Here is a 21,335-nt window from a genome sequence, read left to right as displayed (position 1 = left end):
CCCCATGAGCGACTACGCCGTAGAGGCGGTGGACAGGCTGCCGTTCTCCACCGAGGAAAAATCGCAGCGCTACGCGACGGAGAACTACTGCGGCGCCGTCGGTCTCAATTGGTACAGCACCGATCCCACGCTGCAGTTCACCATGGCGTACTACCTGCAGCCCGACGAGCTGCAGTTGGCCGAGCGCCATCTGACGCGCATCGGCGAGCTGATGGGCGGCCCGGTGGCGCGGTGGGCCGAGGAGACCGACCGCAACCCGCCGCGGCTGGAGCGCTACGACCGATGGGGTCACGACGTCAGCCAGGTGGTCATGCCGACGTCGTTCACGCAGTCCAAGCGGGCCGTCCTGGACGCCCAGCGGGCGCTGCGGACCGAGGCGCGCGAGGCGAAGATGAGCTCGTCCCTGACGCTGTTCGCGTCGAATTATCTGCTCAATCAAGCCGATATCGGCATGGGGTGCGCGTTGGGCACCGGCGGCGGCATGGTGCAGTCGCTGGTGGCGGCCTACGCGCCGCCCGACGTGGCCGAACACGTGCTGGCCAAATTCGCCTCCGGCGAGTGGGCCGGGGAGACGGCGCAGCTGCTCACCGAGCGCACCGGCGGCTCCGACCTGGGCGCGCTCGAGACCACCGCCACACGCCACGGCGACTCGTGGCTGCTCAACGGGTTCAAGTGGTTTGCGTCCAACTGCGCCGGGGAGGCGTTCGTCGTCCTGGCCAAACCCGAAGGCGCGCCGGACTCTTCGCGGGGCGTCGCCAATTTCCTGGTGCTGCGCACCCGCCGCGACGGCTCCCGCAACGGCGTGCGGGTCCGGCGCCTGAAGGACAAACTCGGCACCCGTTCGGTGGCCTCGGGCGAGGTCGAGTTCGTCGACGCCGAGGCGTTCCTGCTGTCCGGCGAACCCAACCCCGAATCCGGCCCCTCCGACGGCAAGGGGCTGGGCCGCATGATGGAGCTGACCAACGCCGCGCGGCTGGGCATCGCGTTGTTCGGGCTCGGCAACGCCCGCCGGGCCCTGGTCGAGTCGCTGTGCTACGCGCGGCAGCGGCGGGCCTTCGGCGGGGCGCTGATCGACAAGCCGTTGATGCGGCGCAAGCTCGCGGAGCTGATCGTCGATGTCGAGGCCGCCCAGGCGCTGGTGTTCGACGGCACCGGCGCCACCAACCATCGCCAGCCGCGCAGCCTGCGGCAGCGCATCGCGGTGCCGGTCACCAAGCTGAAGGTGTGCCGGCTGGGGATCACCGCGGCGTCGGACGCCATCGAGATCCACGGTGGCAACGGCTATATCGAGAGTTGGCCGGTGGCAAGGCTTTTGCGCGACGCGCAGGTCAACACCATCTGGGAGGGCCCGGACAACATCCTGTGCCTGGACGTGCGCCGCGGGATCGAGCAAACCCGCGCGCACGAGACGCTGCTGGCGCGGCTACGCGATGCCGTGTCCGTCGCCGACGACGACGAAGCCACCCGGTTGGTCGCCGGCCGGATCGAGGACCTCGACGCGGCGATCACCGCGTGGTCCAAACTCGACAGCGAGCTGGCCGAGGCGCGGCTGTTCGGGCTGGCCCAGTTCATGGGCGACGTCTACGGCGGCGCGCTGCTCGTCGAGCAGGCCGCCTGGGAGCGCGCCACCCGCGGCGGCGGGCGCAAGGGGCTGGTGGCTCGGCTCTACGCGCAGCGGTATCTCGCCGATCGCGGGGCGCTGCGCGGGATCGACGCCGACTCCGACGAGGCGCTGGAGCGCTTCGACGAACTTGTCGACGGGGCGCTGCGGCTCGAGGACTAGATCGGGATGAGCCCGTGCTTGCGCGCGGTGCGGAACCACAGTTGCTTGTCCCGTAGCAGCTTCATCGACTTGCGCAGCAGCAGCCGGGTCTGGTGCGGGTCGATGACCGCGTCGATGAAGCCGCGTTCGGCGGCGGTCCACGGGATCGCCATGTTGAGGTTGTAGCCCTCGATGAAGTCCTTCTTGATCTGCTGCGCCTCGGGGGTTGTCGGGTCGGGGAAGCGCTTCATCAGCAGCTGCGCGGCGCCCTCGGCGCCGATCACCGCGATGCGCGCGGTGGGCCAGGCGAAGTTGAAGTCGGCGGTCAGCTGTCTCGAGCCCATCACGGCGTAGGCGCCGCCGTAGGACTTGCGGACGGTGATCGTCACCTTGGGCACGTCGGCCTCCACCACGGAGTAGAGGAACCGCCCGCCGCGCTTGATGATGCCCCGCTTCTCCTCCTCGGCACCCGGCAGGAATCCGGGCGTGTCCACCACGAAAACCAGCGGGATGTTGAACGCGTCGCAGAACCGGATGAACCGCGCGGCCTTGTCGGAGGCCTCGTTGTCGATCGACCCGGACATGTACATGGGCTGGTTGGCGATCACGCCCACGGGGTGGCCGTCGACCCGGGCGTAGCCGGTGATGATGGCGGGCCCGTGCTGCGCGGCGACGTCGAGGAAGTCGCCGTCATCGAAGATCCGCAGCAGGATCTCGTGCATGTCGTAGGCCATGTTGTCCGAGTCGGGCACGATCGAGTCGAGCTCCAGGTCGGTCGGGGTGATCTCCGGCTCCAGGCCGGGGTTGACCACCGGCGGCTTGCCGAAGGTGCTCGACGGCAGGAACGACAGGAAGTCGCGCACGTATGCGAACGCCTCGGCCTCGGAGTTCACCACCTGGTGGATGTTGCCGTAGCGGGCCTGCGCGTCGGAGCCACCGAGCTCGTCGAGGGTGACCTCCTCGCCGGTGACCTCGCGGATCACGTCGGGGCCGGTGACGAAGAAGTAGCCCTGGTCGCGCACCGAGACCAGCAGATCGTCCTGGATCGGCGAATACACCGCTCCCCCAGCGCATTTGCCGAAGATCAGGGAGATCTGCGGCACCAGGCCGGACAGCGCCTCGTGACGGCGGCCCAGCTCGGCGTACCACGCCAGCGAAGTGACCGCGTCCTGGATCCGGGCGCCACCGGAGTCCTGGATGCCGATGATCGGGCACCCGATCATCGCGCACCACTCCATCAGCCGGGCGACCTTGCGGCCGAACATCTCGCCGACGGTGCCCTGGAAGACCGTCTGGTCATGGGAGAACACCCCGACCGGCCGGCCGTCGATCATGGCGTGCCCGGTGACGCACCCGTCGCCGTAGAGCGCGTTCGGGTCGTTCGGCGTCTTGGCCAGCGCACCGGTCTCCAGGAAGGTGCCCGGGTCGACCAGCGCGTGCACGCGGGCGCGGGCGCTGGGGATGCCCTTCTTGTCGCGCTTGGCGACGGCCTTCTCGCCGCCGGGCTCTTGCGCCAGTTCCAGGCGGCGATGGAGCTCGGCCAGCTTCTCGGCTGTGGTGTGCTGGATGGGAGCCGGCGCCATCTCCGTCACTACTTGCCTACCTCACTTGTCTGGGTGGTTTCCGCGTCCACCTTATTCAGCACCTCGGCCAGGTGCGCGCCCACCTTGCCGATGATCGGCTCGTCGATGGCCTGGATGTGCTCGCCGCCGATCGGAACCACCTCCAGGTCCGCGACGAACTCGCCCCAGCCGCCGTCGGGCTGACGGATCGCATAGCGCGGCTCGAACTCGATGACGTCATCGTGGTAGCGGTCGGCCATGTAGAGGGTCACGTGGCCGTCGTACGGCTCGATCACGACGGTCTCGAGCGCCCGGTTGTCCAGGTACGACGTCCGCTGGTGCTCGACGATGCCGCCCGGGATCTGCACGCCGCTCTGCTGCACGATGTCCAAGACGAACTTGACCTGCCCCTCGTCGTCGAGCTCTTCGAGCTGCTCGTAGGGAATCGCGGGGATCTCGACGTTGAAGGTGCGCTCGGCGAACTTCGCGTAACGGTCCCAGCGCTTGCGGGTTTCCTCCTTGGTCTGCGGGATCTCCTCGCCGGGGCGCACGGTGTCGATCATCCCGACGAACCGCACGTCGGCGCCCGCCCGCTTCAACCCGATCGCGCACGCATACGCCAGGGCACCGCCGAGCGACCACCCGGCCAGGATGAACGGCTTGCCGTCGTTCATTTCCAGCAGCTTCGGCACGTACTGCGCGGCCCGCTCCTGGATGGTGCCCTCCACCCGCTCCAACCCGTACATCGGGGTGTTCGCGGGCAGCCGGTTGAGCAGCGGCTCGTAGACCACGGTCGACCCGCCGGCCGGGTGGAACACGAACACCGGTACCTGCGAGTCGTTCTCGGGCGCCCGGATGGTGCGGACGAAGCCGTCGATGGTGCCGGCCTCCAGATAGTCGCGCACCTTCTCGGCCAGCGCCTCGATGGTCTCCGACGTCAGCACGTCCTCGGCGGTGATGGTGCCCTCGGCGCGCTCCGAGAGTCGTTGCGCCATCTTGGCCGCGGTGTCCTCGTCGAGCTTGGGCAGCGGGTTGAAGATGCCGCCCGGCGACTTGCCCGTCACGATCGCCCAGGTGGCGAAGGTGACCCGCTCGGCGGCATCGCGCGGCGGCACATCGGAATTCAGCGCCTTGGCCACCGCCTCCTGGCTGAGCGCTCCCGCCAGGTTCGGCTGGCCACCGTTGGTCGCCGCGGCCGGGCCGGACGGATCCGTCGGCGGCGGCGGGATCGGCGCATCCGGGGACGACGCTGGCGCCGGCTGAGTCTCGGGCTCGGCCTGCGGGTCCGGTGCTGGGGCGGCGACCGACGCCGGGGTCGCCCCGCTGAGCAGCTGGGCCTGCTCTTTGGCGATCTCCTCGGGCGTCAGCGTCTTCTGGTGCTCGTGCAGCTGCTGGACCTCGTCACGGTGCTCGACCGCGTACTCGATCAGCTTCTCGACGGCATACAGGTTGGCGTCGCGCACCGCCGTCAATTGGATTGGCGGCATGTCGAAGTCGTATTCGACGCGGTTCTTGATCCGCACCGCCATCAGCGAGTCGAGGCCGAGCTCGATCAGCGGCACCTCCCACGGCAGGTCCTCGGGCTCGTAGCCCATGGCCGCCGAGACGATCAGGCCCAGCCGCTCGCCGATGGTCTCACCGGAGTCCGGCGACCACCGGCCCACGGTGGACGGCAGGTAGCGGTTGGTCAGGCTGTCCGACAGCGTCTCGGCGTCGGTCTCCTCGGCCTCGGGAGCCGCCGGCTCGGGCGCGCCAATCGTGCTGGGGGCGGCCGCAATTGCCGCACCCGCGCCCACCGCGGTCGGCAACGCGGCCACGCTCTGCCCGGCCCGCGACACCAGCGCGTCGTAGACCAGGGTGAAGGACTCGTCGATGCGGGCGTGCACCTGAACCGAGGCGCCACCCGGATGCCGGGTCATCGTCGTCACCAGCCGGGCGCCCGCGCCGGGCACCGCGCGCTGCTCGGAGGCCACCAACTGGGCATCCGAAAGGACTTGTGTCGCAGCCGATCTCACCAACGCGGCCAGGTCCGTCTCACCGTTGCGCGGCGCGTACTCCCAGACGTGCCGGCCGTCCGGCAGCGCGACATGGGTCCCCGGCATGATCACCGAGCCGTCGCCGGAGAAGTGCACGTCCAGCCAGTGCTCTTTGCGCTTGAACCGCGTCGGCGGGATGTTCGCGTAATCCTCGGGCCCTTGCGCCCTCGTGAACAGCGTCCGGATGTCCAGGTCGTGGCCGTGGACGTAGAGCTGGGCCATGGCCGAGGTCATCGACTCGACGTCGTCCTGCTTCTTGGCCAGCGTCGGAATCAATTGGGCGTCATGCAAACCCGCGGCCGCGGTGGTCAAGCCGATCTGCATCAGCGCCACCGGGTTGGGCGCCAGTTCGAGGAACGTGGTGTGGCCGCTGTCGACGGCGTTGCGGACGCCGTGCGTGAAGTAGACCGAATGCCGCATTCCCTTGACCCAGTACGCGACGTCGTGGATCGGCTCGCCGCCGGGCTTGATGTAGCTGCCCTCGTGCACCGTCGAGAAGATCCCGACGGTGGGGCTCATCGGCTTGATGCCCTGCAGTTCCGCGGAGAACTCGCCGAGCAGCGGATCCATCTGCGAGGTGTGGCCGGCGCCCTTGGTCTGCAGCTTGCGGGCGAAGCGGCCCTCGGCCTCGCAGCGGGCGACGATCGCGTCGATCTGCTCGGGCGGACCACCGATCACGGTCTGACTGGGTGCGGCGTAGACGCACACCTCCAGGCCGGGGAAGTCGCCGAAGACCGTCTTCAGCTCGTCGGCGGAGTACTCCACCAACGCCATCAGGCGGATGTATTCGCCGAACAGCATGGCCTCGCCCTCGCCCATCAGGTGCGAGCGCGAGGCGATCACCCGGGCGGCGTCCCGCAGCGACAGGCCGCCGGAGAAGTAGGCCGACGCGGGCTCACCCAGCGACTGACCCACCACCGCAGCGGGTTTCGCGCCGTGATGCTTGAGCAGCTCGCCCAGCGCGATCTGGATGGCGAAGATGACGACGTTGGAAGTCTCGATGCCGTATTCGTGCGAGTCGTCGAGGATCAGCTCGAGCACCGAGTAGCCGCGCTCGTCCTGGATCAGCGCGTCGACCTTCTCGATCCACTCGGCGAAGACCTCGTTGCGCAAGTAGAGGTTCTTGCCCATCTTGCGGTGCTGCGCACCGAAACCGGCCATCGCCCAGACCGGGCCGCTGGTCACCGGGCCGTCGACGCTGAACACGTTCGGCCGCTGCTTGCCCTCGGCGACCGCCCGAAGGCCCTTGACGGCCTCTTCGTGATCGTGGGCCAGCACCACCGCGCGCGAGCGGCCGTGGTTGCGCCGCGACAGCGCCCGGCCGATCGATTCCAGCGACGACGCCTGCCCCTCCGGGCTTTCCATCCAGTCCGCGAGCTCGGCGGCCGCGGCCTTCTTGCGCGAGGTCAAAAAGCCCGAGACCGCGAGCGGGATCAGCGGCTTGGTCGGCTCCGACTCCTCTTGCGCGGCAAGCTCTTCCAGCGCGATCGCCTTGAGGCGCAGGGCCTCTTCGGTCACGCCGGGCAGCTCGTATTCTTCGTCTTCGTCGGGCGCATCGGCGTCGGGGATGATGTTGCCGAAGTCGTCGAACCGCAGCGAGTGGGCTTCGAGCGTGGGGGCCTCGGCCGCTTCGGCGGCTTTGGCGGCTTCGGCCTGCGGGGCTGGCTCGGGCTCGCGCTCCACCACGTCGCGCGGCAGGACCTCGCGCACGACCAGGTGCGCGTTGGCCCCACCGAAGCCGAAGCTGGACACCCCGGCCAGCGCGTAACCGCCGTAGCGCGGCCAATCCGTCGCGCTGTCAACGAATTTCAAGCGCATGCCGTCGAAGTCGATGTAGGGGCTGGGCCCGGCGAAGTTGATCGACGGCGGCAGCTTGTCGTGCTGCAGCGCCAGCACCACCTTGGCCAGGCTGGCCGCGCCGGCGGCCGACTCCAGGTGTCCCACATTGGTTTTCACCGCGCCCAGCAGCGCCGGACGGTCGGCGGGACGGCCGCGCCCGACGATGCGGCCCAGCGCCTCGGCCTCGATCGGGTCACCCAGGACGGTGCCGGTGCCGTGCGCCTCGATGTAGTCGACGGTGCGCGGATCGATGCCGGCGTCCTTGTAGGCCCGGCGCAGCACCTCGGCCTGGGCGTCCTGGTTGGGCGCGATCAGGCCGTTGGACCGGCCGTCGTGGTTGACCGCGCTGCCGGCGATCACGGCCAGGATCTGGTCGCCGTCGCGGCGGGCGTCGTCGACCCGCTTGAGCACGAACATGCCGCCGCCCTCGGAGCGGGTGTAGCCGTCGGCGTCCGACGAGAAGGACTTGATCCGGCCGTCGGGCGAAAGCACCTGACCGATCTCGTCGAAACCGAGCGTCACCAACGGCGTCAGCAGCGCGTTGACGCCACCGGCGACCGCGACGTCGCACTCGCCGTTGCGCAGCGCCTGCACCGCCTGGTGCGTCGCCACCAGCGAGCTCGAGCAGGCGGTGTCCAGCGCCACCGACGGGCCGCGGAAGTCGTAGAAGTAGGACACCCGGTTGGCGATGATCGAACTGGCCGTTCCGGTGATCGCGTACGGGTGCGCGACGGTCGGGTCGGAGACCGCCAGGAATTGGTAGTCGTTGTTGGAGAAGCCCACGTACACGCCGACGGCCTCGCCGCGCAGGGACGACGCGGGGATGCGGGCGTGCTCGAGCGCCTCCCAGGTCAGCTCCAGCGCCATCCGCTGCTGCGGGTCGATGTTGTCGGCCTCGGTCTTGGCGACCGCGAAGAACTCGGAGTCGAAGCCCTTGACGTCCTTCAGGTAGCCGCCGCGGGTGCGAGCCGTCGCAACCCGCGCGGCGATGCGCGGCTCCTCGAGGAATTCCGACCAGCGGCCCTCGGGCAGGTCGGTGATGGCGTCGCGGCCCTCCATCAGCGCTTGCCAGGTTTCGTCGGGGCTGTTCATGTCGCCGGGCAGCCGGGTGGACAGTCCCACGATCGCGATGTCGACGCGCTCGGCCGGACCGGTGCGGGTCCAGTCCGCGCCGGCCAGGTCGTCATCGGGCATCTCGGGCTCGCCCTCGATGATGCGGGTGGCCAGCGACTCGATCGTCGGGTGCTGGAAGGCCACCGCGACCGACAGCGTGACTCCGGTCATGTCCTCGATGTCGGCGGCCATCGCCACCGCGTCGCGCGAGGACAGGCCCAGCTCGACCATCGGCACCGACTCGTCGATGTCGTCCGGTGACCGTCCGACCGCCCTGCCCACCCAGTTGCGCAGCCACTGGCGCATCTCGGGGACGGTCATCTCGGCCTTGTTGGCGGCCTCAGTGGCGGGCGCGGGCACCTCCCCGTCAGGGCCCGGGGTTTCGTGTTCGGGGTGCTCAGTGTCAGCCATGGTCCTCAGAAATTCAGTCCGTCGAGTTGGCGAAGGCCGTCGGGGATCCGACTCCGCTCCGCAGACTGCCGTCGAGGTAGGCGGCGCGGCAGGCGCGGTGCCCGATCTTGCCGCTGGAGGTCCGCGGGATGGTCCCCGCCTGGACCAGCAGCAGGTCGCGGACCGTGACGCCGTGGCGCACGGCGATGGCCGCCCGGATGTCGTCGGCGATGGGCTGGTAGTCCAGCTTGTGCGAGCCGGCGGCGCGCTCGGCGACGATCACCAGCTGCTCGGAGCTGTCATCCGGGTCGTACTTGAGGCCGGTGTGCGGGTTGTCGAAAACTTCCTGCGGCAGTTGGTTGGCCGGCACCGAGAACGCGGCCACGTAGCCGGTGCGCAGCGCCTTGCTGGCTTCCTGCGCCGAGTACTCGAGGTCCTGCGGGTAGTGGTTGCGGCCGTCGATGATGACCAGGTCCTTGATGCGACCCGCGATATAGAGGTGGCCCTTGTGGTAGGTGCCGTAGTCGCCGGTCTTGACCCACATCCCGTCGTCCGGGGCGCCCTCGGCGTGCGACTGGCTGATCCGCGACTTGAGGATGTTCCGGAAGACGTCGTTGGTCTCTTCTTCCTTGCCCCAGTAGCCGATGCCCAGGTTGTTCCCGTGCAACCAGATCTCGCCGATCTGACCGTCCGGCAGCTCACTGGCGGTCTCGGGGTCGACGATGACGGCCCATTCGTCGACGCCGATGACGCCGGCCGAAACCTGCGCCACCGCGTTGGGGGCGTCGGCGGCGACCTCGACGAAACGCTGCTTGTTCAGCTCGTCGCGGTCGACGTGGATGACCGTGGGCGGCTCGTCCATCGGCGTGGTGGAGACGAACAGCGTCGCCTCGGCCAGCCCGTAGGAGGGCTTGATCGCGGTCTCGCGCAGGCCGTACGGGGAGAACGCCTCGTAGAACTTGCGCATCGACGCCGGGGACACCGGCTCGCTGCCGTTGAGGATCCCCTTGACGTTGCTCAGGTCCAGCGGCGGCTCGCCTTCCTTGGGCACACCGCGCACCGCGGCGTGCTCGAACGCGAAGTTCGGCGCGACGGTGAAGACCTCGCAGTCCGGGGCGTCGTCGGGCTTGCGCGCCATCTCCCGGATCCACCGGCCGGGCCGGCGCACGAAGGCGGCCGGCGTCATGAAGGTGAAGTTGTGCCCGAGCACCGGCGACAGCAGCGCCGTGATCAGACCCATGTCGTGGAAGAACGGCAGCCAGGACAGGCCGCGGTCGCCCTCCTTGCCCTCCAGGCCGTTGAGCACCTGCAGCACGTTGGTGGGCAGGTTCAGGTGGGTGATCTCCACACCGGTCGGGGTGCGGGTGGAGCCGGAGGTGTACTGCAGGTAGGCGATGGTGTTCTCGTCGGCCTCGGGCGCCTCCCAGGTGGACGCGACCTCGCTGGGCACCGCGTCGACGGCGATGACGCGGGGCCGCTCCTTGGCCGCGCGGGCGCGGATGAACTTGCGGACACCCTCGGCGGCCTCGGTGGTGGTCAGGATGGTCGAGGGGGTGCAGTCGTCGAGCACGGCGTGCAGGCGGCCGACGTGGCCCGGCTCGCTCGGGTCGAACAGCGGCACCGCGATCCGCCCGGCGTACAGCGCGCCGAAGAGCGCGATGAGGTAATCCAGGTTCTGCGGGCACAGCACGGCGATGCGGTCACCGGGCTGGGTGACTTGCTGCAGCCGGGCGCCCACGGCGCGGTTGCGGGCGCTGAACTCCGACCAGGAGATGTCGCAGGCGACGCCGTCGCGCTCGGTGGAAAAGTCCAGGAACCGGTAGGCGAGCTTGTCGCCACGCACCCGCGCCCACTTCTCAACGTGTTTGACCAAGTTCGTGTTCTCGGGGAACTTGATCTTTCCATTCACGATGAACGGGTTGTGGTACGCCATGCCGCTCTCCTGTCACACCTGTTATCTGGTCGGCTACGCCGACGTTTGTTGTCTAGGTCGGCTCCGCCGACATTTCGTTCTCTAGGCCGGCTCCCGCCAACCGTTACATGTCTACGCGCGGGCCAGAACGCCGGTCACGTGCCAGTCCCAGCCGGCAACGACCACGACCCGGGTCCGCGACAAAGCCTGGTAGCTCTTAAATTCCTCTTAATGTTACGGGCCTGCCCACGGCAGACCAAATCACAAGGTACCGCTGATCGCCACCGGCAACCGCCACCTAAAGCCTGTGTCCCACCACCCCGGTCATCCGTGTTTCGGTTGTGGCGCATTCGCAATCAGCCCGTGAGCCCAGTTCAACGTCCAGTCGGTCGCCGGGGCGCCGTCGACGCTCCAGCACTGCGTCGTCGCATAGAGCGCGTGGACCGGTTGCGCGGCGCCGCCGGCCAACGTGTTCAGTGTGCTCGGCAGGTTGGCGATGCTGAAGGCCTCTTCCGGTGCGGCACAGATGAGGTCGCCCGGCGCGCAGATCTCGTTGGTCTTGCCGTTGAGGTCACCGAAGCCACCGGGGCGCGCACCGGTCATGGTCAGACCCATCCCGGACAGGATGGGCACCTCGTGCAACGTGACCTCGGCGCCCTGGCCCGGCGGGTTGGGGCCGATGTCGTTGCCGACCCCGAGCTGGCGACGCCCGTCAGCGATCAACGTCACACCCAACACCAGGTCGTCGTCGACGGGCCCGCGGCCATTGCCGATATCGCTGGCGATGTCGCCCATGATCACCGCGCCCTGCGAAAAGCCCATCAGCACGTAGCTGGTGAGCGGGCACTTGGTGTTCATGTCGGTCATCGCCGCGACGGTGGCGCGGGTGCCTTCGGCCCGGCTGGCGTTGTAGGACATCTGCGTGTCGCCGCTCAACGGATTGTGGAACTGTGCGGTGTACGGGGTGGTGTAGGCCTGCACCCGCGACGCCGGGAAATCCTGGGTGATGCTCGCGGTCACCTTGTGCAGCAACGCGTTCGGGAATTGCATCGGGTTGGCGGGGTCGTCCTGCGGGGCGGACTCCCACGTGCCGGGGACGTTGACCAGCAGCACGTCGGGACACGAGGAGTCCTGGGATGCGGGTCGCGGCTTGTGCGGGTGCGACGTCGTCGAAGACGGGGGCAACACCCCGGGCGGCACCGCGCTGGGCTGCGACTCGCGCCCGCGCAGCACGGTGACGACGCCCACGATGACCAACAAGACGACGCCGGCGACCGAAAGGGCCGCAATCCAGGCGAGGGTGCGGCGGCGCTTGCGCCGGGCGCTGTTAGCCATGTTCTCCTGCCAGCAGAGTCGGTGGATCGCAGCTCGGATCCGGGCAAGCGGCCCTGGAACCCCGGCTGCACTCCTACACGGTACCGGCTCGCAGAGCTAGCGGATGGCGCCGACGATGTCGCCCGACATGGCCCCCAACTGCCCCGACCACGAGCCCCAGCCGTTGTCGCCGCCGCCCGGGAAGTCGAAGTGCCCGTTGTGCCCGCCGTTGCTGCGGTACTGCTGATAGAACTCCCGCGAACTGCCCATCGCCGCGGACGCCTGGCCGATCATGGCGGCGTCGTCGCCGCCCATGTTGGTCGGGCTGTAGACCCACACCCGGGTGTTGTTCTGCGCCAGCAGCGCCGCGTGCACGTACGGGTCGTGCCACTTCCACCGGCCCAGCTGCGGCGCCCCCCACATGCCGTTGCCGTCCACGCCGCCGAACTGCTGCAGCCCGGCCAGGATGGCGCCGTTGTAGTTGGTGCTCGACGGGTACAGGAAGCCCGAGAGCGAGCCGGCGAAGCCGAAGCGGTCGGGGTGGAAGGCGGCCAGCGCCATCGCGCCGTAGCCGCCCTGCGAGGCGCCGACGGCGCCGTGGCCACCGGGCGCGAGGCCCTTGTTGGCGGCCAGCCAGTCCGGCAGCTCGCTGGACAGGAAGGTGTCCCACTGCTTGCTGCCGTCCTGCTCCCAGTTGGTGTACATGCTCCAGGCGCCGCCGGCCGGGGCCACCACCGAGATGCCCTTGCCGCCCAGCGTGTTCATCGCGTTGCCGGCGGTGACCCAGTTGCTCACGTCGGGCGCCGCGTTGAACGCGTCCAGCAGGTACACCGCGTGCGGACCACCGGCGAGGAAGGCCACCGGGATGTCGCGGCCCATGGCCGCCGACGGAACCATCAGGCTTTCGTAGCCCGCGGCCCTGGCTTTGCCGACGGTCCCGGCCGCCGGCGAAACGAAGACCAACCCGACCGCTAGCGCGGCAAAACAGAACGCCCGAAGAAGCGCTGGCACACCCCGCACGACCGTCATGTCCACCCTCCATCGTGTAGTCGCTGAATGCACAGTAGCCAGCGGCTCAGTACCCGCGCTCGCCGGGTAGTGAAACAGGTCACACGTGGGCGCGAAAGACTAACGGCGGAAACCCCGAAGGGTCCCCGCCGTCAGTCGTGATGCTTGGCGTGCTTTAGGTGCCCTGGCCGGTTGCGTTACCGGCAGCCGCGGCCGTGGCCGGGCCCGCACCCGGGGTGGCCCCCAGCACCGACTGCATGTCAGGCTTCATCGCCTGCAGCTGCGCGCCCCAGTAGGGCCAGTCGTGGGTGCCGTTGGCGTCGAAGTTCCAGAAGGCGTTGTGACCGCCGGCGCCGTTGTAGGCCTCTTGGAACTTCAGGTTGCTGGTCCGCACGAAGCCCTCGAGGAACTTCGCGGGCAGGTTGTCGCCACCGAGGTCGGACGGCTTGCCGTTACCGCAGTACACCCAGATGCGGGTGTTGTTGGCGACCAGCTTGCCGACCTGAAGCGACGGGTCGTTGCGCGCCCAGGCCGGGTCTTCCTTCGGCCCCCACATGTCGGCGGCCTTGTAGCCACCGGCGTCACCCATGGCCAGACCGATCAGCGACGGGCCCATGCCCTGGGACGGGTCCAGCAGCGCCGACAGCGAGCCGGCGTACACGAACTGCTCCGGGTGGTAGGCGGCGAGGATCAGCGCCGACGATCCCGCCATCGACAGGCCGACGACGGCGCTGCCGGTCGGCTTGACCTGCTTCTGGCTCTGCAGGTAGGCCGGGAGCTCGCTGGTCAGGAAGGTCTCCCACTTGTAAGTGGTGCAGCCGGCCTTACCGCAGGCGGGCTTGTACCAGTCGGAGTAGAAGCTGGACTGGCCACCCACCGGCATGGCGACCGAGATGCCCGACTGGTTGTACCACTCGAACGCCGGGGTGTTGATGTCCCAGCCGTTGAAGTCGTCTTGCGCACGCATACCGTCGAGCAGGTACAGCGCCGGCGAGTTCGCGCCACCGCTTTGGAACTGAACCTTGATGTCGCGGCCCATTCCGGCGGACGGAACCTGCAGGTACTCCACGGGCAGACCCGGGCGCGAGAAGGCACCGGCGGTCGCCGAGCCTCCGACGGCGCCAATCAGACCCGTCAGCAGCGCCGCGCTGGCGGCCCCCACCACGAGCCGGCGCGGCATACCCGCCGCGGCGCCGCGCAATCTGTCGACAAGCGTCATCCTTGCTTCCTCATCCTTCTTGCGGCCTCCCGGCGCATTCGTCCGATTGGGCGCTTTCCTGATTGGGTCAAACTGCCTGCGCGTACCCACCTGCACGGCTCCTCCTCAGGCCATCGTCGGCCCGCATCGTCGCCGCGCGAAGCGCAGGAGTGCCCGTGTAGTCAACCACACCTTGCCCCATTCGTTCGCATCGAGGCGAGCCGCCGAACGTCGAGCGGCCCACCTACCCAGCGGTTTTCATGTCAAACATGTGTCAAAGAGGCGATATCCGCACATGTGCTTGCCCGCCGATGCCAGCTGGTGAGGGGCCAAATGTGATGTTGCTGCCATTTTTTCGCGGCGGACCGGTGGTAATGGGGGCGGATTTTGCCGAAATTTCTTCTGCGCAGCGCTTACTCGCGAGGCGGGGGCGGGGCTTGTTCGGGTATCGGTAGCCCGCACCGTGCCAGTTCGTAAAGCGGGACCCGGTCGATCCGGTACTTGGTGAATTGGAAGGAGTGCAACACGTTGGACAGGAACCGATGCGGGTTCATCGGAGCGCGCACCGAGCCGAGCACCGCCTGGGTGTCGGGGCATTTCAGCGCCGCGACGGCGTCGGCGACCCACTGCGCGTCCAGGTAGCCCGGAATCCCCGGATACACCTTCACCCAGGGGCCGTCGGCGATCACCCAGTCCGGGAAGAGATTCTTGTCGTGCCCGATGCGGCCGTGTTTCAGCCGCTCGGTGTGCTGCGCCAGGGGGTTGGCCAAACCGATCTGATCGATGACCCGCACGTCGAGCCCGACGTTCATGCCGACCATGCCGAGGTTGGTGAAAAACACCGCGTGCTGGGGCTTTTGCGGCGACTTGTCGGTGGGGCCGCCGGGTGGCGGCTGCGCCATCGGCACCAGGTCCCATTGGATGTAGTTGCCCGACGGCAGCAGCAACGCGCCGTCGGGGGTGTCGTTCAGGGCCGTCAGGATGGCGGCCATCCGCGGATAGCCCAGGTAGTCCGCGGCGGTCAGCGGATGCGCGTGACCGGTGGCCTGGGCGTAGAAGCGCCGTTCGTCGACGATGCCGGAGTAGGTGACGTGGGTGGCGTCATCGCCCATGCCGGATGAATTCGCCGCCCACAGCGCCCATCCGGCCACCCCGAGCCACAGCGCGGCGGCCGCGCCCGCCACCCAGTTGCCGGTCTCGCGCGAATAGTCCTGCCCGTCGGGGATGGCGACGGGGACGACGGCCACCGGGGCCAGCAGACAGAACAGCGGCGCCAGCAGCACCCGCGCGTGCATGAAGTCGCCGCCTTGGCGGATCCAGTACAGGGCCTGCAGCAGGCCGCTGATCAGGACCCACGCCACCACCGCCGGCGGGCTGTGCACCGCGCGGGCCAGGCGCCCGTAGTCGGGCGCCAGCGCGGGCCGCAGGAACGACGGGCGCCGCCGGGCGGCGAACAGCAGCGCGCCCAGCGGCACGAGCAGCACCACAGGGATCCACACCGCGTAGGGGCCGTCGAAGTTCGAGAGGTAGATCATGCCCTGGGACCACTTGTCGCCGGCCGCGTCCTTGGCCAGGGCGGTCCCCGGCACCAGCAGGCCGTAATAGCCCATCCGGAAGATCTCGTAGGCGACCGGCAGGAAACCGCCGGCCGCCACGATCAGCGCGCGGCGCCGCCACGTCCGGGCCGCGATCAGCATCATGATCAGCGCCAGCCCACCCATGAGGGCCAGCTCGGGCCGGACCAGGACGCTGAACCCGGCGACGAACGCCAGCGCCCCGACGAACACCTGCTTGTCCGGGCGGTTGCGCACCGGCTGGGCCCAGCAGACCATCATCCACCACAGCAGCCCGAGGTAGGCCAGGGCCAAACCGCTTTCCAGGCCGGAGGTCGCGAAGTCACGCGCCGGCGGCAGCGCGATGTACACCAACGCCCCGGCGGGCAACATGATCGCTTTGCGACCGCGCAGGCTGGGCGCGTACAGCCGCGCGGCGCCCAGCATCAGCAGCGCCACCCCGAGCACCGAAAGCACCAGCGCCAGAGCCAAAGCCACGTACTCCATGCGCAGTGGGCCGCCGACCCAGCTGCCCGCGTACATCAGGTACGTCCAGGCGGTGGAGGTGTTGGCCTCCACCCGCTCGCCCTGGTTGAAAACCGGTCCGTTGCCGGCGAGCAGGTTGCGCACGGTGCGCAACACGATGAGCCCGTCGTCGGCGATCCACCGCCGCTGCCAGGCGCCCCACGCGAACAGGGCGGCGACCACCGCAACGCCGATCCAGAGGCTGGTCCGCACCATGGTCGTGTACGGGAACACCGGCCAGCCGGGCCGCCTGATCACCGGCCGGCTGCGCATCATGCGCGCCTTGAGCGCCTGCAGCTCGGGGCTAACCGAAGGCAACGGCGGCTCCAATGGTCGCGATCCACGCCACCGCCAGCAGCTGCAACACACGGTCCCGCAACGCGATGTCTTCGGGTTCCCCGGCCAGACCGCCGTCCACGTCGACCGCGTAGCGCAGGATCGCGATGGTGAACGGGACCATGGAGACCGCGAACCAGGACCCCGAGTGGCGGTCGCGCTCGAACGCCCACAAGCCGTAACAGACCACCACCGCGGTGGCCGACAAGGTCCAGACGAACCTCAGGTAGGTACTGGTGTAGCTCTCGAGCGACTTGCGGATCTTGGCGCCGGTGCGTTCGGCCAATTGCAGTTCGGCGTAACGCTTGCCGGCCACCATGAACAGCGACGCGAACGCCGCCGAGAGCAAAAACCATTGGGACAGTGGGATTTCGGTGGCCACACCGCCGGCGATGGCACGGAGCAGATAGGCCGAAGACACGATGCAAATGTCAAGCACCGCTTGGTGTTTGAGACCGAAGCAATACGCCAGTTGCATGCCGAGGTAGACGGCCATCACCAGCGCCAGGTTCGGGGTCACCACCCAGGCGATGCCCAGCGAGGCCGCACCCAGCAGCACCGCCAGGGCGTAGGCGAGCCACTCGGGCACCACGCCCGCCGCGATCGGGCGGAACCTCTTGGTGGGGTGTTCGCGGTCGGCCTCGACGTCGCGCACATCGTTGACCAAATAGATCGACGACGCCGCCAGGCTGAACACCACGAACGCCAACCCGACCTGGGTGAGCATCTGCCCGTAGTCGTATCGAATCCCGCTGCCCAGCCCCGCCACCGGCGCGGCCAGCACCAAGACGTTCTTGACCCATTGGCGGGGGCGCAGCGCCTTGATCACCCCGGCGACCAGGTTGCTGGGCGGTCCGGCCACCGCTTCCTTGGTTTCCTCGGTCATTCGTCACCTCTTACAACCTCTTGCACCTGTCCTGCGCGGCGCGCGATCGCCGCGATGACGCCACCCAGGGCGATGCCGCAGGCTACGTCGCTGGGGTAGTGCACGCCCAGCAACATTCGCGACAACGCCATCGGCGGCACCAGGACCGCCGGTAGCGGCAGACCGGTGGTCCGGCCCATCAGGATCGCGGCGGCGGTGGTGGAAGTGGCATGTGCGGACGGAAAACTCAACTTGCTGGGCGTGCCGACGTTGACCACGACGGCGGGATCGTGGGGCCGTTTGCGGCGCACGATCCGCTTGACGATCACGGCGGCGGCGTGGGCAACGAAGGCTCCCGCCCCGGCGACCAGCCAGTCCGCGCGCCGCCTCGGCGACAGGACCGCGCCGAGCAGGGCGACGGCCACCCAGCCGATGCTGTGCTCGCCGAAGTGGGACAGCGCGCGCGCCACCGTCAATGCCCCGGGGCGATCGGCCAGTGCCGCCTGGACGGCGACCAGGGCGGCCACCTCACCGCGCGGAGCCTGCGCAGCAGAGGCGTCAGGCATGTTCAGCAGCTGGCAGCAACGCCGTCTCCCACTTCTGCTTGCTGGACAACACCGGCAGCGCGTCGCGGTACACCCTGCGCATCTCGTCGAAGCGGCTGAGCAGCTGACGCTGGCGGCGCAGCGATTTGAACAACAGCGAGAACATCTTTCGCCGGTCCCGCTGCCGGTAGACCACGCCACACCCGTCGGCCGTCGTGACCGTCACGCCGTCCACCGTGCACAACCGGAACCAGCGCGCATCCTGGGTCGCCACGTTGTACTCCGGACACCGGTGGGCGTCGGGGTCCGCCTTGGTCGCGTTGTGCAGGATCCCGCGGGCCAGCCGGTAGCCGATCGACGCCGGGTTCACCGGCGGGTTCATCGCCTTGCTCTGGTAGCGCGGCTGCGGCAGTTCGCTGGCCGCCGGCAGCACCACCGCGTCCGGGTATTCCTTGCGCAGGCGATGCACCTCCGGCAACGCGGATTCCAGGATCGAGAAGATGTGCTCGGGTCCGGCGAGAAAGTCGTCGATGGCCTTGTTCTGGATGGCAACCGTCGAATACTCAAGGCAGGCAAGGTGTTTCAGCGTCGCCATGAGGTGGCTACGCACCAGCCCGGTGATGTCGCCGTCCCAGTGCAGCGCGGCGACCACCAGCCGGTTGCGCAGGTGGAAGTAGGCCTGCCAGTCGATGGCGTCGTCCTTGTCGCTCCACGCCATGTGCCAGATCGCGGCGCCGGGCAGCGTGACCGTCGGATACCCGTGGTCGCCGGCGCGCAGACCGTATTCGGCGTCGTCCCATTTGATGAACAGCGGCAGCGGCTGGCCCAGCTCCTCGGCGACCTGCCGCGGGATCATGCACGTCCACCAGCCGTTGAAGTCGACGTCGATGCGACGGTGCAGCAGGGCGCTCCGAGAGTTCTTGTCGCTCAACGGGAATTCGGCGAAATCGTGGTCGTACTCGGCGTGCGGGGCGGCGGTCCACATGAAGTTGGCCTGGTTGACGACCTCGCCCATGATGTGCAGGTGTGACGGCTCCTGCAGGTTGAGCATCTGCCCGCCGACGAGCATCGGCGTCTTGGCGAAGCGGTGCATCGCCAGCACCCGCAGGATCGAGTCCGGCTCGATGCGGATGTCGTCGTCCATGAACAGGATCTGTTGGCAGTCGGTGTTTTTCAGCGCCTCGTACATCACCCGGCTGTAGCCGCCGGAACCGCCGAGGTTGGGCTGGTCGTGAATCGACAGCCGATCGCCCAGGCCCGCGGCCGCCGCCGGGAAGTCCGGGTGATCGCGCACCTTGCGGACGCCCTGGTCCGGGACGATCACCGCGCCGATCACCTCGTCCACCAAGGGATCCGCGGTGAGGTCGGCCAGGGCGTTGACGCAGTCGGCGGGGCGATTGAAGGTGGGGATGCCGACGGCGATGTTGGCCGGCACCGGGGCGGGCTCGGTCGCATACCAGCCGCCGCTGATCAAGTTGACCGAGCTGTCGGTGGTGATGTCGAACCAGATCCAGCCGCCGTCCTCGAACGGCTTGAGCGGCACCTCGATCTCGACGACCGCCGGCTGTTCGTCGGTGCCGACAAATTGACGGCCCTCCACCGAGATTCGCACCCCGGTGGCCTTCGTCCGGTACACGTCGACCCGCCCGGTTCCGGTCAGCTCCACCCGCAGCACCACCGAAGAGCAGATGGACCAGCGCCGCCAGTAGCTGGCCGGGAACGCGTTGAAGTAGGTGGCGAACGACACCTCGGACTCTTTGCCGATCTCCAGCGAGGTGCGGCTCGTCGCGTGCGCCCGCCGGGCGTTGGTCGTCGACTCCTCCAGATACAGCTTGCGCACGTCCAGCGGCTCGCCGGGGCGCGGCAGGATGATTCGGGACAGCAGGCTCACGGCGGACATCAGGCGCCACTCCTCCTCATCGCTTCGCTCTGCATCGTCGTAGCACGCATCATCGCGCGCCTTCCTCTTTGTTCTGGGCTTCGCTCAGGGATGCGCCGTCGCGCAGGTGCGGCGCGAGGACGTTGTCGTACATGCTTAGTGCGCTGGCGATGGCCATGTGCATGTCCAGATACTGATAGGTGCCCAGCCGGCCGCCGAAAAGCACCTTCGCCGAAGCGGTTTCGGACTTCGCCCTGGCCCGGTAGGCGGCCAGCACGGCGCGGTCGGCCTCGGTGTTGATCGGGTAGTAGGGCTCGTCGTCGTCCTCGGCGAACCGCGAGTATTCGCGCATGATCACGGTCTTGTCGGCCGGATAGTCGCGCTCGGTGTGGAAGTGGCGGAACTCGTGGATGCGGGTGTAGGGCACGTCGGCGTCGTTGTAGTTCATCACCGGTGTGCCCTGGAAATCCCCGATCGGAAGCACTTTCAGCTCGAAGTCCAGCGTGCGCCAGCCCAGCCGTCCCTCGGCGTAGTCGAAGTAGCGGTCCAGCGGGCCGGTGTAGACGACCGGCGCGTCGGGGCTGTCCGCCCGCAGCTGGTCGCGCACGTCGAACCAGTCGGTGTCCAGCCGGACCTCGATGCGGTCGTCGGCGGCCATGTTCTGCAGCCACGCCGTGTACCCGTCGACGGGCAGGCCCTCGTAGGTGTCGCTGAAGTAGCGGTTGTCGAAGGTGTAGCGCACCGGCAGCCGGGTGATGTTCGACGCGGGCAGCTCCTTGGGGTCGGTCTGCCACTGCTTGGCGGTGTAGTTCTTGAGGAAGGCCTCGTAGAGCGGCCGGCCGACCAGGGAGATGGCCTTCTCCTCGAAGTTCTGCGCGTCCTCGGTTTTGATCTCGGCGGCCTGCTCGGCGATGAGCTTGCGCGCCTCGTCGGGGGTGAAGTACTTGCCGAAGAACTGCGACACCAGGCCCAGCCCCATCGGGAACTGGTAGGCCTGCCCGTTGTGCATGGCGAAGACCCGGTGCCGGTAGTCGGTGAACTCGGTGAACTGCCGCACGTAGTCCCAGACCCTCTTGTTAGAGGTGTGGAACAGGTGGGCGCCGTACTTGTGCACCTCGATGCCGGTGTGCGGCTCGGCTTCCGAATAGGCGTTGCCACCGATGTGCGGACGGCGGTCCACCACGACTACACGCTTCCCGAGCTGGGTAGCCACGCGCTCGGCAATGGTCAGTCCGAAGAATCCAGAGCCGACGACGAAAAGATCGAAACGAGCTGTCATCGGTTGCTTAGGGTATCCGACCGCGGGGCCCTAACCCATTTGGCGAGGCCACGGAGAAGGCCGGCCGTTCAACCACGGCCGTCGGGACGGCCGGAATCCGCGATCACAGTCCTGGTCGCAATTGCCTCACGATTCAATATCACCACTCTAGTAACAGGGTCCCCACTCGTACCATCGACTTTGTGTGATTCCAGCCAGATAGGACCGGCGGGACCGCAA

General features: G+C 68.4%; 12 protein-coding genes. 1 reads left to right on the top strand and 11 read right to left on the bottom strand.

The annotated features are described in order from the left end of the window. The first annotated feature begins 4 nt into the window (after positions 1-4). Positions 5-1,783, top strand: coding sequence for an acyl-CoA dehydrogenase family protein (locus AC0KTM_RS26010; protein WP_472417065.1), 1,779 nt, complete (start codon positions 5-7; stop codon positions 1,781-1,783). Here AC0KTM_RS26010 and AC0KTM_RS26005 read toward each other — a convergent pair. The 11 genes from AC0KTM_RS26005 to glf form a co-directional block, all read right to left on the bottom strand. Beyond that, positions 1,780-3,345 (bottom strand): acyl-CoA carboxylase subunit beta, encoded by a 1,566-nt coding sequence (locus AC0KTM_RS26005; RefSeq protein WP_225329208.1) that lies wholly within the window; start codon positions 3,343-3,345, stop codon positions 1,780-1,782. The genes AC0KTM_RS26010 and AC0KTM_RS26005 overlap by 4 nt on opposite strands. An 8-nt stretch (positions 3,346-3,353) precedes the next feature. Then, the gene (gene pks13, locus AC0KTM_RS26000; RefSeq protein ID WP_472417568.1) at positions 3,354-8,633 is read right to left on the bottom strand and encodes a polyketide synthase Pks13; all 5,280 of its coding nucleotides are present in this window, start codon (positions 8,631-8,633) and stop codon (positions 3,354-3,356) included. Between the two features lie 103 nt (positions 8,634-8,736). Beyond that, positions 8,737-10,635 (bottom strand): long-chain-fatty-acid--AMP ligase FadD32, encoded by a 1,899-nt coding sequence (fadD32, locus tag AC0KTM_RS25995; RefSeq protein WP_225329183.1) that lies wholly within the window; start codon positions 10,633-10,635, stop codon positions 8,737-8,739. Between the two features lie 303 nt (positions 10,636-10,938). Beyond that, a complete protein-coding gene (gene culp6, locus AC0KTM_RS25990) occupies positions 10,939-11,949 on the bottom strand; it encodes a carboxylesterase Culp6 (protein WP_225329182.1) in 1,011 nt (336 codons plus the stop codon). A gap of 96 nt (positions 11,950-12,045) precedes the next feature. Beyond that, on the bottom strand, positions 12,046-12,948 hold the full coding sequence (locus AC0KTM_RS25985) for an esterase family protein (RefSeq protein WP_225329206.1): 903 nt from the start codon (positions 12,946-12,948) through the stop codon (positions 12,046-12,048). A gap of 163 nt (positions 12,949-13,111) precedes the next feature. Continuing rightward, positions 13,112-14,155: a diacylglycerol acyltransferase/mycolyltransferase Ag85A gene (ag85A, locus tag AC0KTM_RS25980; RefSeq protein ID WP_225329181.1), complete on the bottom strand. Its 1,044-nt coding sequence runs from the start codon at positions 14,153-14,155 to the stop codon at positions 13,112-13,114. A 392-nt stretch (positions 14,156-14,547) separates the two neighbouring features. Continuing rightward, the gene (aftB, locus tag AC0KTM_RS25975) at positions 14,548-16,530 is read right to left on the bottom strand and encodes a terminal beta-(1->2)-arabinofuranosyltransferase (protein WP_472417063.1); all 1,983 of its coding nucleotides are present in this window, start codon (positions 16,528-16,530) and stop codon (positions 14,548-14,550) included. Next, entirely contained in the window at positions 16,517-17,434 is a 918-nt protein-coding gene (locus AC0KTM_RS25970; protein WP_472417061.1) for a decaprenyl-phosphate phosphoribosyltransferase, read from the bottom strand. The genes aftB and AC0KTM_RS25970 overlap by 14 nt, the downstream gene beginning before the upstream one ends. Continuing rightward, entirely contained in the window at positions 17,431-17,979 is a 549-nt protein-coding gene (locus AC0KTM_RS25965) for a phosphatase PAP2 family protein (RefSeq protein ID WP_472417059.1), read from the bottom strand. Before AC0KTM_RS25965 ends, AC0KTM_RS25970 begins: the two co-directional genes overlap by 4 nt. Then, a complete protein-coding gene (locus AC0KTM_RS25960; RefSeq protein WP_472417057.1) occupies positions 17,972-19,858 on the bottom strand; it encodes a glycosyltransferase in 1,887 nt (628 codons plus the stop codon). The genes AC0KTM_RS25965 and AC0KTM_RS25960 overlap by 8 nt, the downstream gene beginning before the upstream one ends. A 49-nt stretch (positions 19,859-19,907) precedes the next feature. Beyond that, positions 19,908-21,116, bottom strand: a complete 1,209-nt coding sequence (gene glf / locus AC0KTM_RS25955; protein ID WP_238955545.1) for a UDP-galactopyranose mutase — start codon at positions 21,114-21,116, stop codon at positions 19,908-19,910. Positions 21,117-21,335: the final 219 nt, after the last annotated feature.

It is taken from the genome of Mycobacterium sp. NTMscope_Eco_3, assembly GCF_976985685.1.
Note: the sequence above shows the minus strand (reverse complement) of the source record. Positions and strands in the feature narration are given on the sequence as shown.

Bases quoted from the DNA above. Each gene is read 5' to 3' on its own strand.
- AC0KTM_RS25970 (WP_472417061.1), bottom strand. From the start codon at position 17,434: ATGACCGAGGAAACCAAGGAAGCGGTGGCCGGACCGCCCAGCAACCTG.
- culp6 (WP_225329182.1), bottom strand. From the start codon at position 11,949: ATGGCTAACAGCGCCCGGCGCAAGCGCCGCCGCACCCTCGCCTGGATT.
- pks13 (WP_472417568.1), bottom strand. From the start codon at position 8,633: ATGACCGTCCCCGAGATGCGCCAGTGGCTGCGCAACTGGGTGGGCAGG.
- glf (WP_238955545.1), bottom strand. From the start codon at position 21,116: ATGACAGCTCGTTTCGATCTTTTCGTCGTCGGCTCTGGATTCTTCGGA.
- AC0KTM_RS25960 (WP_472417057.1), bottom strand. From the start codon at position 19,858: ATGTCCGCCGTGAGCCTGCTGTCCCGAATCATCCTGCCGCGCCCCGGC.
- AC0KTM_RS25965 (WP_472417059.1), bottom strand. From the start codon at position 17,979: ATGCCTGACGCCTCTGCTGCGCAGGCTCCGCGCGGTGAGGTGGCCGCC.
- ag85A (WP_225329181.1), bottom strand. From the start codon at position 14,155: ATGACGCTTGTCGACAGATTGCGCGGCGCCGCGGCGGGTATGCCGCGC.
- AC0KTM_RS26005 (WP_225329208.1), bottom strand. From the start codon at position 3,345: ATGGCGCCGGCTCCCATCCAGCACACCACAGCCGAGAAGCTGGCCGAG.
- fadD32 (WP_225329183.1), bottom strand. From the start codon at position 10,635: ATGGCGTACCACAACCCGTTCATCGTGAATGGAAAGATCAAGTTCCCC.
- AC0KTM_RS26010 (WP_472417065.1), top strand. From the start codon at position 5: ATGAGCGACTACGCCGTAGAGGCGGTGGACAGGCTGCCGTTCTCCACC.